This window comes from Nocardia sp. CA-129566 (genome assembly GCF_050956075.1).
Lineage (GTDB): Bacteria > Actinomycetota > Actinomycetes > Mycobacteriales > Mycobacteriaceae > Nocardia.
The window spans coordinates 3,127,877-3,143,411 of record NZ_CP192085.1 but is presented as its reverse complement, the minus strand read 5'-3'; the positions used below and the strand labels follow the sequence as shown (position 1 = coordinate 3,143,411).

Annotated in this window: 16 protein-coding genes; 13 read left to right on the top strand and 3 right to left on the bottom strand. The window is 66.1% G+C overall.

Annotated elements, in window-relative coordinates; translation table 11 throughout:
* Positions 1-192: 192 nt before the first annotated feature.
* The 10 genes from dpgA (at position 193) to ACQP0C_RS13730 (ending at position 9,746) form a co-directional block, all read left to right on the top strand.
* Positions 193-1,281, top strand: coding sequence for a 3,5-dihydroxyphenylacetyl-CoA synthase DpgA (gene dpgA / locus ACQP0C_RS13775; RefSeq protein WP_433733312.1), 1,089 nt, complete (start codon positions 193-195; stop codon positions 1,279-1,281).
* Between the two features lie 15 nt (positions 1,282-1,296).
* On the top strand, positions 1,297-2,055 hold the full coding sequence (gene dpgB, locus ACQP0C_RS13770) for an enoyl-CoA-hydratase DpgB (RefSeq protein WP_433733311.1): 759 nt from the start codon (positions 1,297-1,299) through the stop codon (positions 2,053-2,055).
* Positions 2,056-2,131: 76 nt separating this feature from the next.
* Complete coding sequence (gene dpgC, locus ACQP0C_RS13765) at positions 2,132-3,421, top strand: (3,5-dihydroxyphenyl)acetyl-CoA 1,2-dioxygenase DpgC (protein WP_433733310.1); 1,290 nt, start codon at positions 2,132-2,134, stop codon at positions 3,419-3,421.
* Entirely contained in the window at positions 3,418-4,218 is an 801-nt protein-coding gene (gene dpgD, locus ACQP0C_RS13760; protein ID WP_433733309.1) for an enoyl-CoA-hydratase DpgD, read from the top strand. The genes dpgC and dpgD overlap by 4 nt, the downstream gene beginning before the upstream one ends.
* Positions 4,219-4,223: 5 nt before the next feature.
* Entirely contained in the window at positions 4,224-5,078 is an 855-nt protein-coding gene (locus ACQP0C_RS13755) for a 3-hydroxyacyl-CoA dehydrogenase family protein (protein ID WP_433733308.1), read from the top strand.
* A complete protein-coding gene (locus tag ACQP0C_RS13750) occupies positions 5,075-5,365 on the top strand; it encodes an acyl carrier protein (protein ID WP_433733307.1) in 291 nt (96 codons plus the stop codon). Before ACQP0C_RS13755 ends, ACQP0C_RS13750 begins: the two co-directional genes overlap by 4 nt.
* Positions 5,358-6,485, top strand: a complete 1,128-nt coding sequence (locus tag ACQP0C_RS13745; protein ID WP_433733306.1) for an acyl-CoA dehydrogenase family protein — start codon at positions 5,358-5,360, stop codon at positions 6,483-6,485. Before ACQP0C_RS13750 ends, ACQP0C_RS13745 begins: the two co-directional genes overlap by 8 nt.
* Entirely contained in the window at positions 6,485-7,567 is a 1,083-nt protein-coding gene (locus ACQP0C_RS13740) for an HAD-IIIC family phosphatase (RefSeq protein WP_433733305.1), read from the top strand. Before ACQP0C_RS13745 ends, ACQP0C_RS13740 begins: the two co-directional genes overlap by 1 nt.
* Before the next feature lie 10 nt (positions 7,568-7,577).
* A complete protein-coding gene (locus tag ACQP0C_RS13735) occupies positions 7,578-8,441 on the top strand; it encodes a transposase (protein WP_433733304.1) in 864 nt (287 codons plus the stop codon).
* Between the two features lie 351 nt (positions 8,442-8,792).
* The gene (locus ACQP0C_RS13730) at positions 8,793-9,746 is read left to right on the top strand and encodes an NAD(P)-dependent alcohol dehydrogenase (RefSeq protein WP_433733303.1); all 954 of its coding nucleotides are present in this window, start codon (positions 8,793-8,795) and stop codon (positions 9,744-9,746) included.
* A gap of 151 nt (positions 9,747-9,897) precedes the next feature.
* On the opposite strand, the gene ACQP0C_RS13725 is transcribed toward ACQP0C_RS13730, so the two are convergent.
* Both ACQP0C_RS13725 and ACQP0C_RS13720 read right to left on the bottom strand, forming a co-directional pair.
* Complete coding sequence (locus ACQP0C_RS13725) at positions 9,898-10,911, bottom strand: NADPH:quinone reductase (protein ID WP_433733302.1); 1,014 nt, start codon at positions 10,909-10,911, stop codon at positions 9,898-9,900.
* A complete protein-coding gene (locus ACQP0C_RS13720; protein WP_433733301.1) occupies positions 10,908-11,849 on the bottom strand; it encodes an aldo/keto reductase in 942 nt (313 codons plus the stop codon). The genes ACQP0C_RS13725 and ACQP0C_RS13720 overlap by 4 nt, the downstream gene beginning before the upstream one ends.
* A gap of 121 nt (positions 11,850-11,970) precedes the next feature.
* On the opposite strand from ACQP0C_RS13720, the gene ACQP0C_RS13715 reads away from it, so the two are divergent.
* From ACQP0C_RS13715 to ACQP0C_RS13705, 3 genes are all read left to right on the top strand, one after another.
* Positions 11,971-12,558, top strand: a complete 588-nt coding sequence (locus ACQP0C_RS13715; protein ID WP_433733300.1) for a TetR family transcriptional regulator — start codon at positions 11,971-11,973, stop codon at positions 12,556-12,558.
* A 404-nt stretch (positions 12,559-12,962) separates the two neighbouring features.
* A complete protein-coding gene (locus ACQP0C_RS13710; RefSeq protein WP_433733299.1) occupies positions 12,963-13,625 on the top strand; it encodes a tetratricopeptide repeat protein in 663 nt (220 codons plus the stop codon).
* Between the two features lie 47 nt (positions 13,626-13,672).
* On the top strand, positions 13,673-13,984 hold the full coding sequence (locus ACQP0C_RS13705; RefSeq protein ID WP_433733298.1) for a hypothetical protein: 312 nt from the start codon (positions 13,673-13,675) through the stop codon (positions 13,982-13,984).
* A 263-nt stretch (positions 13,985-14,247) separates the two neighbouring features.
* On the opposite strand, the gene ACQP0C_RS13700 is transcribed toward ACQP0C_RS13705, so the two are convergent.
* Positions 14,248-15,153, bottom strand: a complete 906-nt coding sequence (locus tag ACQP0C_RS13700; protein WP_433733297.1) for an alpha/beta fold hydrolase — start codon at positions 15,151-15,153, stop codon at positions 14,248-14,250.
* Positions 15,154-15,535: the final 382 nt, after the last annotated feature.

Sequence of the window (15,535 nt, the reverse complement as noted above, 5' to 3'; positions counted from 1 at the left end):
ATAACTCCCCCGAATGCGTGGGATCGACGGGGGTTCGAAGGCGCAAGTTCGACAGATCCCAGAAATGTATGGGGTTGACAGGCATCCCCCGAGAAGTATGGTATCAGTGGCGATATTTTCCGCATCTGCTGAAGTTGCCCATTAAATTATCTGGGGGAATAACATGATTTTCATGGAACCCGGGGCGGTGGTATGACAATTCGCCACCGCGGCTTAATCGAACCCACACCGGAATCACCCCGAATTGTCAACGTGAGTTCTGCTGTGCCCGAAAACTCCTATTCGCAAGAAGAAATACTGGAGCTGTTCGAAATCGAAGATCCGCGGGTTCGATCTGTGTTTCACAACAGTGCGATCGAGCGGCGCTTCCTAACCCTGCCTCCCGTCGGCCCGGACGGTACCCGGCGCATGGAGACGCAGGGCGAGCTGTTGGAGAAGCATCGTGCCCAGTGTCTGGACATGGGATCTCGGGCGCTCGAGGAGTGTCTCAAACAACTCAGCGCCAGCCTGTCCGATGTCCGATACCTGTGCTGTGTGACCTCGACCGGCTTCCTGACCCCCGGGATCAGCGCGCTGCTGATCCGCGAGATGAACCTGAGTCCCGATTGCGCCCGGCTGGATGTGGTCGGGATGGGCTGCAACGCGGGTCTCAACGGTCTAGCGGCCACCGCGAACTGGGCCAAGGCGCATCCCGGTGAACTCGCCATCCTGATGTGTGTTGAGGCATGCTCGGCCGCCTACGTGTTCGACGGCACAATGCGCACGTCGGTGGTGAACAGCCTGTTCGGGGACGGCGCCGCGGCCGCGGCGGTGGTGTCCGGATACGAGGACCCGGACGCGGGTCCCGCGTTGCTCAAGTTCTCCAGCCTGGTCATCCCCGAGGCGATCGACGCCATGCGGTACGACTGGGACGACGACCAGGGCAAGTTCAGTTTCTTCCTCGACCGCGATGTGCCGTACGTAGTCGGAGCCAACGCCGAGACAGCCTTGGGCCGGCTCCTCGAGGCCACCGGCCTCGGCCTACGCGACATCACACACTGGCTCGTGCATTCCGGGGGCAAGAAGGTCATCGACTCCGTCAGCATCAACTTGGCGCTCACCCGTCATGACGTGCGACACACCACAGGTGTCCTTCGGGACTACGGAAACCTGTCGAGCGGCTCGTTCCTGTTCTCGTACATACGGCTGCTCGAGGAGGGCACAGCCCAACCGGGCGATTACGGCGCACTCATGACGATGGGTCCCGGCTCGACGATCGAAGCCGCACTCGCGCGTTGGTAGCAGCAGTTATCGAAGATGGAGTTTGGCAGCAACATGCCCGCAGACGAAACCACCTCCCCGTTAGACGACCTCGTCAACCATTGCCTCACGATCGACTGCACAGCCCCACTGTCTTTCTCGCTCGTGACTCAGCTGAACCAGTTCTGCGCGTCGGCGGAAGGATCGGGCGCACCGCTGGTGTGCCTGATCCGCCTCGAGGGGGCGGACGAAGCGACGGTCGATCCGTGGCCTGCGCACGTCGAGATCCACTTGGTGAACAAGTGGGAGGTCGCGTTGCGCCGCCTGGAGCGGCTCGACGCGGTGACCGTCGCCTCGATCGAGGGGAACTGCGCGGGTCCGGCGTTCGATGTCCTGCTCGCCGCCGATTATCGGATCGCCGCCGCCGATGCCCGATTGCGCCCCCCGCTGCACACCGGCGAAGTCTGGCCGGGCATGGCGCTCTACCGGCTGGCCAATCAGTTCGGCGTGGCGGCGGCCCGCAGGCTGCTGCTGTTCGCCGAGGAAATGACCGCGGCGGACGCGGAGCGCTTCGGCCTGATCGACGAGACCGGCGATCCGGTCGACATTCTCGAGGCGCGGGTACCTACCCTGCGCGCACGGGTCGGCTCCGAGCTGGCCATCCGGCGACGGCTATTGCTCGACGCGACGACGGTCAGCTTCGAGGACGCCCTCGGATCCCATCTGGCCGCCTGCTCCCGAGCATTGACACGTTGGTCCGGCACCTCGAGTGCGCTGTTTTCCCCATCAGCCGGTGAACCGGCCGTCGCAGGTTAGACGTCCGGTATCGGAAGCAAGGAACTCACCAATGACAACTGGGAAGATCGGTCGCTCCGACGTCGAGCGGCACACGGTGGCCACCTTCACCGGGGATTTCGAGACCGACACCGCGGCCATCGGCACGATCGCCAGGGATGCCGATGCGCGGCTCGGTCAGCTGCCCGGCAAACCTCTACGCACGCCCGAGGAACAACACACGGCCGAGGCCGTGCACCGGTCGGCCCGACTGGCCCGGTCGGACTTCCTCGCGCTGCACGCCGCAAAGGTCTATCGGCACCTGACCGAGGGAAATAGCGTCTGGCTCCGGCTGTCCGAGCTGGTGGCCAGGGCAGCCGAGGAGTTCCCCGGCCTCGTCCCCGACGAGGAGCAGATGCGCGCCGAGCAGGCCAAGACTCAACGCGACAAGGAGGGCCGGGAGATCGATCAGGCGATATTCTTCCGCTCGGTCCTCACTTCTCCCGAGGCCGGGCCGCACCTCATGGATGCCATGCTGCGCCCGACCGACCGCGCGCTCGGGTTGGCATCAGAGTTCCGGCGCGTCGGAAAGGTGGACCTAGGCGCGGTCCGGCTGGAACGCATCGGTGCCGTCGCCTACCTGACAATCCGCAATCTCCACTGTCTCAACGCCGAGGACACCCCGTCCGTCGCGGATATGGAGACCGCGGTCGACCTCGCTCTCCTCGACGACCAGGTCCGGGTCGGTGTGCTGCGCGGCGACGTGATGACGCACCCGAAATACCAAGGCAGACGCGTGTTCAGCGCAGGCATCAACCTTCGCGATTTGAACGCGGGGCGCATCTCGTTCGTCGATTTCCTGCTCGGCCGTGAAATCGGCTACATCAACAAGATCTTCCGCGGCACCCTGTTCGACAGCACAGCGAATTGGCCGGATCGCACCGTGCAAAAGCCCTGGCTGGCGGCCGTGGACACATTCGCCATCGGCGGCGGCATGCAGCTGGCGCTCGCCGCGGACTGCATCATCGTCGCCTCGGACGCCTACTTCAGCCTGCCTGCTGCGAAGGAGGGGATCATCCCCGGCCTGGGCAATTTACGCCTCGGCAGGCTGCTGGGTGCTCGGCTGTCGCGCCAGGTCATTCTGTCCGGACGGCGGATCCATGCGCGTGACCCCGAGGCGAAGCTGCTCTGTGACGACGTCGTGGAGCCCGAGGCGATGGACGCCGCCGTGCTCGCGGCCGCCGAGCGCCTGACCGAGCCCGCGGTGCTCGCTAACCGTAGGATGCTCAACCTCGCCGACGAACCGGCGGAGCACTTCCTCGGTTATCTGGGCGAGTTCGCTTTGGCCCAGGCACTGCGCATCTACAGCTCTGATGTCCTCGACAAAGTCGGGGGTTCCGCCGCGTGAGAACCGAACCTCGCGTCCGGTACGAAAAACGCGATCACGTCGCGTACGTGACGCTCAACCGGCCGGATGTGCTCAACGCGATGGATCTCGGGATGCATGAAGAACTGGCCGAGATCTGGGACGACTTCGAGGCCGACGACAACCTGTGGCTCGGTGTGCTGACCGGAGCAGGCGAGCGCGCCTTCTCGGTTGGTCAGGACCTCAAGGAACTCGACCGCCGCAACAGAACCGAGGAGGTGCCGAGCACATTCGGTAGCCGGGGCAAGCCGGGGTGGCCGCGGCTGACCGAGCGGTTCACGCTGACCAAACCGCTGCTGGCCCGGGTCAACGGCTACGCGCTCGGCGGGGGCTTCGAACTCGTCCTCGCCTGCGACATAGTCATCGCCGCCGACAACGCCGTGTTCGGACTGCCCGAAGCGCGCCTCGGACTGGTGCCCGGGGCTGGTGGCGTATTCCGGTTGGTACGGCAGATACCGGCGCGCCAGGCACTCGGCCACCTACTCACCGGGCGACAGATGACGGCAGCGCAAGCAAGGGATATGGGCCTGATCAACGAAGTCGTGCCCGCCGATCAACTGGACGCCTGTGTCGAGGGCTGGGTGCGGGACATCTCGAGCTGCGCCCCGCTGGCGGTCCGCGCGATCAAGGAGGCCGCGCTCGCCTCTGCACACCTTTCGCTGGAGGAGGCGTTCGCCCATGAATACGTGTGGGAGGAACGACGCCGGTACAGCCGAGATGCCAAAGAAGGTCCGGCGGCATTCGCCGAGAAGCGCCCGCCCCGATGGCAAGGAGTCTGACCGAAATGCCAGTAACGCACCGCTTGGCCGTCTTGGGTGCCGGGGTCATGGGGACGGGCATCGCGACGCTCGCCCTGGGTCACGGTCTGCCGGTGACCCTGGTGGACATCGACGAGTCCGTGCTCGAGCAGGCGCGGCGCAGCATCGCCCTCGATATGCGACACGCCCGATTGATGGGCGCAGCGCCGGATACGGCGCCGGGAGAACTGGTCACCACCACCTCGATCGCGGACGCGGCGCAGGCCACGGTCGTCATCGAGGCGGTGACCGAGTTGCCCGGGTCGAAGGCTGCCGCGCTGGCCGAGGTGGCGGCAGTTGTCGCCCCCGGAACTCCGCTGATATCCAACACCTCCGGCATCCCGATCGATGAGATGGCCGACTGGGTGCCACGCAGTGCCGAGCTCATCGGGACGCACTTCATGAACCCCGCCTACCTGATAAAGATGGTCGAGGTGATCCGCGGGCCCCGCACCGGCGCGGGCACAGTGGCGGCTGTCGTCGACCTGCTCACCGTGCTCGGCAAGCAGCACGTCGTCGTCCAAGACGCGCCGGGCTTCGTTACCAGCAGGCTGCTGCACCCGATGATCAATCGCGCCGCCGCGATCGTGGGGGAGGGAACGGCGAGTGTCGAGGCGGTCGATGCTCTCATGGAGGGCTGCCTCGGGCATCCGACCGGACCATTGCGCACCGCCGACCTCATCGGACTGGACAACCTCGTCGACTCACTCAACGCGCTTTACGAGCGAACAGGCGATGAAAGCTGCCGACCCTGCGCGCTGATGCAGGACAAGGTCGAAGCGGGCGACCTCGGCCGCAAAAGCGGGCGGGGCTTCTACAGCTATAGGAAGAACCCATCATGACTGCTGACCAAACATCCACCACGACGCCGGTCACCGCTAGCGAGATCGAGAGCGCCCTGATACGTCACCTCGAGGAGCGAGTCAAGACCACGGTGGCCCCGGATCACGATATCTTCGCGTCCGGATTGGCCTCGTCGATGTTCGCCATGGAACTGGTCGTCCACCTGGAACAGTCATATGGCATCTCCATCGTCGGCCCCGACCTCAAGCTGGACAACTTCCGAACCGCCCGATCGATGACCGGCCTCGTCCTGCGGCTCCGTGCGGACCAGTCCGGCGATGTCTGAATCGCTCGGCCCACTCGCGGAGCACCGGGCGAAGCTGGGAACACTCGTCGGCGACAACGCCGAACGGTGGGATCTCACGGGAGAGCTGCCCATCGAACTGCTCCGCACCCTCGGGTCCGCGGGGGTTCTCTGCGCGCAGGTCCCCGCCGACCATGGCGGTCTAGGAGCCAGCAGTTCGCAGAACGGTGAGTTCACCGCCTATGCGGGAAGCCTGTGCAGTTCCCTGCGCAGCATCATGACCTCGCAAGGGATGGCCACCTGGACGGTCCAGCGGCTCGGCGATCGCGACCAGCGCCGCGCATACCTCGAGGCCCTCACCACCGGCCAGCTCGCGGCGGTCGGGTTCAGCGAACCGGAAGCCGGTAGCGATCTGTCCGCCATCGGTACCGAGATCCGGCCCGACGGCGACTCAGTGGTCCTCGAAGGCCAGAAGAAGTGGGTCACCGGGGCACGGTATGCCGACCTGCTGGTGATCTTCGGACGTCACCGCGAGGAGGCCGCCGCCGTGGTGGTCCCAGCTGACACACCGGGCGTGCTCATCCAGCCGGTCGAGGCTCCCCTCGGCTGTCGCGCGGCAGGCCACGCGAACATCCACCTCGACGCGGTACGACTTCCCGCCACGGCGGTGCTCGGCGGGGGCGGCCAGTCCCTGTCGCTGCTCTTCACCACGGCACTCACCTACGGGCGGATGTCCGTGGCTTGGGGTTGCGTCGGCATTCTGCGCGCCTGCCTGGCCGCCGCAACCGACCATGCCCGCGGCCGCGAGCAGTCCGGAAAGCCGTTGGCGCAGCATCAGCTCATCGCACGACACCTCGCCGACCTCTTCGCCGCCGAACAGACCTCGACCAGGATCTGCGAGCACGGCAGCCGCTGTTGGGACGACGGCTCCCCGGATCTTTTCGCCGCCGCAGTGCTCGCCAAACACGTCAGCGCGGGCAACGCGGCGCGAGCCGCGACCTCGGCGGTCCAGGTGCTGGCCTCGGCGGGCGCCGTGGATGGCCATGTGGTCGCCCGGGCTTATCGGGACGCGAAATTGATGGAAATCATCGAGGGCAGCAACGAGATCTGCCAGTTGATCCTGGCCCAGCAAGCGCTGGCGGTTTCCCACGGAGGAGCATGATGTCCGGCAACCCCACCCTGGTGAAGTGCGTCGTCTGGGACCTCGACAACACGTTGTGGCACGGCACGCTGCTGGAAGACGAGGACGTCCGCCTATCCGACGAGATGCGGAAGGTGATCACCGAACTCGACTCGCGTGGGATCCTGCAGTCGGTTGCGAGCAAGAACGACCACGATCACGCGTGGCGGCGACTGCAGGAGTTCGGCGTCGCCGAGTACTTCGTAGTCCCCCAGATCGGGTGGGGCCCCAAATCGGACTCGATCATCAAGATCGCCGAGGAGTTGAACTTCGCCCACGCCGCGATCGCCTTCATCGACGATTTGCCGAGCGAGCGAGCAGAAGTCACCTTCCACGCGCCCGACGTGCGCTGTTACCCGGCCGAGCAGGCACCGTCGCTGGCGGAGTTCGCGGAATTCAGCCCGAAGACGGTGACGGTCGACGCCCGGCGGCGCAGGCAGATGTACCAGGCGAGCTTTCGCCGGGAGACCGAAAAGCAATCCTTCAAAGGTCCTGACGAGGACTTCCTGAAATCCCTCGATCTAGTGCTCAGCATCACCCGGGCGACCGAGGAGGACTTGTCCCGCGTCGAGGAACTCACCCTGCGGACCAGCCAGATGAACGCCACCGGCGTCCACTACCCCGACGACGTGCTACGCGACCTGCTGACCGACGACAAGCACGAAGTACTGACCATGAGCCTCACCGACCGCTTCGGACCGCACGGCGCGGTGGGGGTGATGCTGCTGGAGCGTCATCCGGCCGCGTGGCATCTCAAACTGGTCGCAACCTCGTGCCGCGTCGTGTCGTTCGGAGCCGGAGCGGTGATCCTCAACTGGCTGATCGACCAGGCGGCGCAGGCGGGAGTCCATCTGGTAGCGGACTTCCGACCCACCGAGCGCAACCGGATGATGGACATCGCCTACCGCTTCGCCGGGTTCACCGACCAGTCCTGTCAGTGCGTCCATCACACATCGGTGAAGCCCGGCGAAGAGAAAATCCAGCGCCTGCACATGGTCCCCGAACGACGCCCCGCACCAACAACTATGCGCGTCGTCTCCCCCGAATTGACCGACAGGGCCTAAAGAAAGCGTAGTGGTCAAGTCCCCCTCCGGACACTTAACTGTGGCATTTATGCCGGCGAAACTGTCGGCGCAGGTGCGGGTCTTCGCCACCGGCAACGGCCGCAAAACCGACCCGGTCGACGCCCATTCGGTCGCTCTCGCCGCCCTGCATGCTCCGAACCTGCGGCGCGTCCAGCTCGATCCGGAACTGGTCGTGATGGGCCTGCTCGCCGATCGCCGCGACGAACTCGGCCGCGCCCGCACCGAAACCCTCAACCGTATCCACCGGATCCTGCTCGACCTGATCCCCGGCGGCGCCAAGAAATTCCTTACTGCACCTCAGGCCCGCGACCTGATCGCGGACCTGCGCCCCCGCGATCCGGTCGGCCGGGTCCAGCTGCGGCTGGTCATCGAACTGATCGAGGAACTCGAAACCATCGACCGCAAAACCAAGGCCCCCGACAAAGAGCTGCGGCAGCTCGTCGCCGACCGCGGCTCCACACTCATGGATCTGCACGGCATCGGACCCTCCAGCGCAGCAAGGCTTTTGGCCGACACCGGCGATATCCACCGATTCGCCGCCCGCGACCGGTTCGCGTCCTGGAACGGCACCGCGCCCCTGGACGCGTCCTCCGGCGATCAGCAACGTCATCGGCTATCCCGCGCCGGCAACCGCCGAATCAACCGTGTCCTGCACATCATGGCCGTCGTTCAACTGCGCCACCCCACCGCCGGCCGCGTCTACTACGACGCCCGCAGAGTGGGCGGGAAAACCTCGATGGAAGCGATGCGCGCTCAAACGCCGACTCTCCAACACCGTCTACACGCGGATACTCCACGACCAACGAAAACGCGAATTGGCAGGCCCGGGAGGGCAATCGGGAACAACTACTGACTCCAGCGCGACCGGCTCCAACCCGCATACCGGTCCTTCGGACAAGCCACAACCCGGACCTACCTCCACACAGCCTAACGCCGAACTGACCACCGCCTCTTGACATAATGGGGAGCCATTTCAGTGCGTTGGTGGATGTCGAGATAGTCTCGGCCCGTCAATCTTTGGGGTGTTCCGCGTGGCCTGTCGGACCCGCGCGTCACGCGGTAATACAGGACGTTGCTGGTGTGCGGGAGAGGGTTCGGCGAGTCGCGCCGAATGCCGACGCACAGTTCGCCGGTCGCGGGGCGGCCCGCCGACTAGAGTTTGTCGTGTGTCAGGCTGTCGCTCGATCCTCCATGCTGGAATTGCATGAGGGCCGTCGTGTATGACCGCTACGGCGGCCCCGAGGTGCTGTCGATCGCGGAGGTCCCAGCGCCCTCCCCAGGGCCGAAACAGGTGCTCGTCCAGGTGCACGCGACGTCGATCAACCTCTCCGACTGGGAGACGCTGCGGGGGACGCCGCTGTATTCGCGCATCGGCGGGCTCCGGGCACCCAGACGCCCGGTTCTCGGATCCGATATCGCCGGACGGGTCGAAGCCGTCGGCTCCGAGGTCACACTGTTCGCACCGGGTGACGAGGTCTACGGCGACAATCTCATGCTCAAGGGCGGGTTCGCGGAATATGCCGTGGTTCCTGAATCGGCGCTGGCCCACAAACCGGCGTCGCTGAGCTTCGCCGAGGCGTCGACCCTGCCACAGGCGGGGGCGATAGCACTGCAGGGCACGGCCGGCATCGCAGCCGGTATGTCGGTGTTGATCAACGGAGCGGGCGGCGGGTCCGGAGCGTTTGCGATCCAGTTGGCCAAGAGTGCCGGGGCTCATGTGACCGGGGTGGACAACGCCGCCAAACTGGCGTTCATGCGCATGCTCGGCGCCGACGAGGTCATCGACTATCTCGCTGAGGACTTCACCCGAACCGGACCGTACGACCGGGTACTCGACCTCGTCGCCCACCGGTCGGTCTTCGCCTATCGCAGGTCGGTCGCGCGTGGCGGCCGATACCGCTGCGTCGGCGGCACCACGCGCGCGTTGCTGCGGTTGACGACGGTCGGAGTGGTCGCCGGAATGGTGACCGGCCGCGGGCTCGGGGTCCTCGCGGTGAAGGAAGGGCCCGCGCACTTCACACCTCTCGCGGAGTCGTGTGTCGCGGGACGGATCGGTATCCACATCGACCGCAGTTTCCCCCTCGACGAGACCGCGAACGCGCTGGCCCACGTCGGCGCGGGACGCGCCCTGGGCAAAGTGGTGGTCGAGATCCGCTGATCGGCACCACCGGATGTTCTGAGCCGCAACCGGTCTGGCCCGCCGGCTACCACGACGTGGCCGCTTCGCTCAGCGCGGTAGGCGGCATACCGGGCGTCGCGAACAAGGTAGATCACTTCGTCACGATCATTGGTCGCGGGCTGGCGGGCCGTCACGACATGACGTCGACCAGGACCTTGCCGACCGTGCCGCTCTCGACTGCCCGGTGCGCATCCGCGGTGCGGTGTAGCGGGAAGCGGACCAGCGGCAGGCCGTGTTCCTCGCCGACCGGGAGGGCGTCGTCGCCGAGGGCGGCGGCGACGTCTGCGACGGCCGCAGCACGAACGTCGGGACCGGCGGTGTAGAGCACTATGAACTGCAGGCGGGTGTTGCGCACCATGTGCTGCAACACGTTCAATTCGACCTGATGACCACCGTCGTTGGCGTAGGTCGAGATGGTGCCGCGCGGCCGCAGCACGGCCAGGTCCAGGGCCAGGTTCACGCCGAGCGCTACCTCGGTGACGATGTCCACGCCGTCAGCCGCGATCGCGCGGATCTCGGCGGCTGGGTCGCCCTCGCGGTAGTTGACCACGTGGTGAGCGCCGGCGGCGGTGGCCAGCCGGGCCTTCTCTGGGCTGCTGACCGTGCTGATCACGGTGGCACCGGCCCAGCGGGCGAGCTGGATCACCGCGTGCCCGACCGCCCCGGCCCCGCCCGCGGCGAGTACCACTTTGTCCGTGAGCGCGCCTGGCCGCAGCCGGCGTGGACCGTCCTCGGCGACGGTGAGTGCACGGTGTGCGGTGAGCGCGGGGACACCGAGGGCGGCGCCGACATCGAAACCGGCCTCGTCCGGCAGCGGCACGGCCTGCCCGGCCGGCACGACGGTGAACTCGGCGGCGGTGCCGGTGGCCCGGCCCGCGGCGGCCATGAACAGCCACACCCGCTGGCCGACCCGGCTCCGATCGACCCCCGCGCCGACGGCGTCGATCACACCGGCACCGTCCAGATGCGGTGTGATCTCCGGAAACGCCATGGCTTGGGCGGCGCGGGCCTGCCAGTCGGTGGGGTTGACCCCGGACACGGCCACCCGGACGCGGACCTCGCCGGGCGCAGGCACGGGCGGTTCGCGGTCGACCAGCCGGAGAATGTCGGGTCCGCCATTGTCGCGGTAGACGACGGCCTTCACGACGCCGCGCCGATCGCGACGTTGTTGGAGCGGGACTCGACGGCGTCGAGAGTGGCCAGCGCGTCCGTGTCGAAGGCGATCTCGCCAACCGCCATATTGACCTCCAGGTGGGTGGGGTCGCCGGTGCCGGGGATGAGCAGGATATTCGGCGCGTGGTGCAGCAGCCAGGCCAGGGCGACCTGGGACGGGGTCACATTCAGGGACTCGGCCACGGCGTGCACGGACGGTTCGTCGATGACCTTGGGCAGGCTCGGGAATCCTCCGCCGAGCGGGAAGAACGGCACCCACGCGATGCCCTCGGCCGTGCACAGCCGCAGCGTGTCCTCGTCGTCGCGGGAGACGAGGCTGTAGGCGTTCTGCACGCAGACGATGCCGGCAGGCAATGCGCGGCGCAGGACATCGAGGGTGACGCTACTCAGGCCGATGGCGCCGATCTTGCCCTCGTCACGCAGGGCGGTCATGGTCGCCAGTTGGTCATCGAGGTCGATCACCTGGTCGCCCTCGGGACGCAATCCGGGGCCGGTGTCCAGGCGTCGGAGGTTGACCACGGGGAGCTGTTCGACGCCGAGGCTGCGCAGGTTGTGCTCGACGCTGGCCCGCAGCTGTTCGGGCCGTTGCGCGATCCGCAGCGGCACTCGCCCGCCCGGGTTGGGGTCGGCGCCGACCTTGGTGACGACCAAGACGCCGTCTTCGGGGCGCAGGGTCTGGCGGATCACGGTGTTGGCGAAGCCGAAGCCATAGAACTCGGCGGTGTCGATGTGGTCGACGCCCAGCTCAACGGCACGCCGGAGCAGGGCGACGGCCTCGTCGTGGCGGTCGTGCAACCGCGGCAATTGGGCCGCGCCGTAGCCGATCCGGGACACCGAGCGGCCGGCAAGGGAAGCGGTGGAGATATTGATGACGAGTCTCCTCGGTCGATGGTCGAGCGATGAAGCCACTTTATATAGATTGACTGACAGATTTCAATAGTTGTCAGTCGGTTGGCGAGGTTTGACCGCTGACTCGGTGGCGACATAGGTTCACGAGGCTGATGACGTGACCAGCAAGCAAGGAGGCCCGATGCGCGGAGAGCCGCTCGACGCGGAGACGATCGTGTCGGCCACCGAGGAGATCCTGCGCCGTCACGGTCCAGACAAGACGACGGTGCTCGACGTCGCACGGCAGCTGGGCGTGAGCCACGGCAGCGTGTACCGACACTTCGCGTCCAAGGCCGCGCTCCGCGAGGCCGTGATCCGGCGCTGGCTCGACCAGGTGCGCAACGAACTCACCACCGCGGCGCACAACTCCGAACTGCCCCCGGCCGAGCGGCTGCGGGCACTGCTCACCACCATGTTCGCCATCAAATGGGCGAAAGCCAGGCAGGACCCGGAGCTGTTCGCGACTTTCCGAGTGCTCGCGGCCGAGCACAGCCGCGTGTCCTCCGACCATGTCGGCTTCCTGCTCGCCCAGGTCCGGGACATCATCACCGCCGGTATCGCCACCGGCGACTTCGCCGACGGCAAGCCGGAACTGATCGCACGAGCCATCCTGAACGCGACGAGCCGCTTTCACGACCCCACCCACGCCGCGCAATGGCACTCCCCCGAGACCGAAGCGGACTCCACGGCAGTCGTCTCGCTCATCCTCGATGGTCTCCGGGCCCGCTGACCTCCGGGTGACGTTAGTCCGCGGTGACCAGCGGCGCTGCACTGAACTACAGCGCAGACCATCCTGTAATCGGCATTTCCGCATGTTCCGGATGGCAGCATCGGTGTCGCTTCGTGACCTGGTACCGCTCTCCTCCAATGAGTGAGGCTGCCGCCGCCTCAGTTCCGTGGGCCTGCCGCACCGAGCGTCGGAGAAGCATCGACCCGTTGTCTTCGTGGGTCCCGTGACTTCGAGTGAGATAGATTTTCTGACTGGAGCGGTGGGGTTCCCGCTTGCCAGTTGGACCAGGAGGGGACAGCGTGTTGGAACCGATCAAACGGGCAGCGGCCGCTCTGAGTCGGCGCTTGAGGGGCACGGCGAGAGGGACCGCGGCCACTTCTGGTGAGGCCGATCCCGTCTCGCTGATGGAAGAGCTTCTGCCACTGCAGGAGCAATGCCTCGGCCACGACCACCCGGACACCAACGAGACGCGTGATCGTCTCGCCGACGCTTATCATCGGGCAGGGCGGGGGGATGACGAAGTTCCGCTTTTGAAGCAGCTTCTGGCGTACCGGGAGCAGGTCCTCGGTCACGATCACCACGACACCAACGCCGTACACAATCGACTCGGCGGTACCTATATGTCGCTGAGTCGATGGGACGACGCCATTCCGCACTTCGAACAACTTCTCGCGTATCGCGAGAAAATGTTCGGACCCCAGGTGTATTCCGTCGTTGGCGCTCGCCGCGTGCTTGGCGTGGCGTGCTACCGGGCGTGCCGATATGCCGAGGCCGTCGCGTTGTTCGAACGGAACCTGACGTGCGTCGAGGGAAGCGGCGCCGACACCTACGAAGATCGCTGCAATCTCGCTGCCGCCTATGAGGCTGCGGGTCGCTGGGATCAGGCGATCCCGTTGTATGAAGAGCTCCTGACTTACCGGGAACAGCTTGTCGGGCACAATGATCCCTTCGCACAGCGCGCCCGCGACGACCTCGTTCGCGTGTACCGGTCGGCGGGCCGACCCGACGAGGCTGCTGCCCTGTCCGAAGCAGGACCGCGCCGCCCGCCCTCGTCGACACAGGAGTGACGGCATCTCGAACTTGCACGGGCGGTGCGGCACGTCGAGACTTTCACTTGAATTTGTCGATCCCCGACGCTGTGGACGCACTCGAGATCAGCCTGTCTCCGCTGAATCCGGCACTCGGCATCAGCTTGTCGGTCCGCGATGTCCACTACCTCGCCATTCATCGAATGCCACGCTCCGACATCTCATTGCTCGACTTCACAGCTCAGACGCTGCTTCCGTCCGCACCATGGCCACCAGAACTCCCAACCCAGTTCATCACCCCCGATCCCGCACCACCTCTGTTGTGGCTACACGGTGTCGGCGCGGCAACCTTCGACGTCGTCGCAGCGAAAGTGGTTGTGCTCGCACAAGCTGACTAAGAACGTCGTCCCATCGCCATCGGCTCTCCCGCGCAGGGAACCGCAGGATCAACCGAGTCCTGCACACCATGGCGACAAGTCCAGCTGTAATCCCAGCGCGGGGCGCACCTATTACGACGGCCGGTCCTTCGGACAAGCCACAACCCGGACCTATCACCAAACAGACCAACCCCGGCCTGCGGACCATGTCTTGACACGAGAGGGGAGCCATGAGCGGACGTCCGGAACCCGAGTTGGCTTGCCCCTTAGGGCCATCGGAGGTCTTATGTCATACCGCGGCGGCGTATTTCATCCTCGAACACATTGTGGATCTCGCGGGCGATCAGGAACCCCTCGGTGAGCGGGATTTCGTGGCCGGACCGTTCGGCGATGACGTGACGTCCGCGTGGTGATCGCGCAGCGCGGTGCGCGTGCGCGGCGTTGGTTTCGGCGCGCACCGTGGCGTAGATGCCATTGCCGCCGAGTCCGCCGGAGATCGCGGTGATCGGGATGGACCCTAGGTCGGGCGGAGCGGTCCGCCAAGTGGCGAGCTCGTCGAAGTAGGTGCGGGACTGTTGCCGCCGCGTGCGGATCACGCTGGGGGTGAATCCTTCTCGCTTCAGCTCGCGGCGCACGTCGGTCGGCAGGTCGCGCCATTGCCAGCGAAACACCAACGCAAGCAAGCGAAGCCGGGCGAGGACCCCGGCTGCACCGGCAAAGATGCGCTCGGTTCGGCGCAAGCGCGGGTCGAAAATCACCTCGGCGGCTTCGTCGGTAGCGTCGACCAGCACGATGCCCGTGATCCGTTGCGGCTTGCGCGCGGCCGCGAGTCTCACGATGGGACCGCCCGTGCCGTGGCCGACGAGAATGAACGGTCCTGGCCCGAAATGGTCGAGTACCTCGTTCAGGTCCTCGGCCATGCGATCGAGGGAGCGGTCGGCTGGGTCGGGTGCGCTGCGGCCGAGACCGGAGCGGTCATAGACAATCGCTCGCATGAGCGCCGCGACGATAGGTTGCACCCGGGCCCAGGACACTCGGTTACCTGTTGCGTCTGCCTCGAATACGACAGTCGGGCCTGATGTTCCGGCGACGTAGGTTGGCCCAGGCAACACCTTCGCATGTAGCCGCCGCCCGTCCCGTGTTGTAACCCACTCCGAGATGCCCTGCGTATGTCGTTCGGTATCGGTCATCGTTTGTCACTCCCTCACGCCCATCGAACGATCGTCGCACGCATTGCGGGGACTTGTTGTTGTCCTTCGTGTGCGTGGCACGGCCGACTCAGGTTAATCCGGTGTCCTAGAGGGGTTTTCGGAGTAGGCCGCCCGGCTGACCGCAGGTCGGACCGCCCGAAACCCGACCCAAGCACACCCCAGCCCGCAGTCAAGGTCCTGGGCTAGGGATATCGGCCAGCTCCCGCTCGTCGGCATAGGATGTCATGAGCCGCAGTGGATCTCATCCGCTGACCGCGCGCTCCGCGGCATGTCAGTGGTGCGCCGCGAGGCGCTTCGTCATATCCCCGGCGCAGCCGGGAAGGATTGGAAGGAGATCCTTGGGTCTGATGACTTACCCGGC

Bases quoted from the DNA above. Each gene is read 5' to 3' on its own strand.
- ACQP0C_RS13715 (WP_433733300.1), top strand. From the start codon at position 11,971: ATGCGCGGAGAGCCGCTCGACGCGGAGACGATCGTGTCGGCCACCGAG.
- dpgA (WP_433733312.1), top strand. From the start codon at position 193: ATGACAATTCGCCACCGCGGCTTAATCGAACCCACACCGGAATCACCC.
- ACQP0C_RS13700 (WP_433733297.1), bottom strand. From the start codon at position 15,153: ATGACCGATACCGAACGACATACGCAGGGCATCTCGGAGTGGGTTACA.
- ACQP0C_RS13750 (WP_433733307.1), top strand. From the start codon at position 5,075: ATGACTGCTGACCAAACATCCACCACGACGCCGGTCACCGCTAGCGAG.
- ACQP0C_RS13740 (WP_433733305.1), top strand. From the start codon at position 6,485: ATGTCCGGCAACCCCACCCTGGTGAAGTGCGTCGTCTGGGACCTCGAC.
- ACQP0C_RS13755 (WP_433733308.1), top strand. From the start codon at position 4,224: ATGCCAGTAACGCACCGCTTGGCCGTCTTGGGTGCCGGGGTCATGGGG.
- ACQP0C_RS13745 (WP_433733306.1), top strand. From the start codon at position 5,358: ATGTCTGAATCGCTCGGCCCACTCGCGGAGCACCGGGCGAAGCTGGGA.
- ACQP0C_RS13730 (WP_433733303.1), top strand. From the start codon at position 8,793: ATGAGGGCCGTCGTGTATGACCGCTACGGCGGCCCCGAGGTGCTGTCG.
- dpgB (WP_433733311.1), top strand. From the start codon at position 1,297: ATGGAGTTTGGCAGCAACATGCCCGCAGACGAAACCACCTCCCCGTTA.
- ACQP0C_RS13710 (WP_433733299.1), top strand. From the start codon at position 12,963: ATGGAAGAGCTTCTGCCACTGCAGGAGCAATGCCTCGGCCACGACCAC.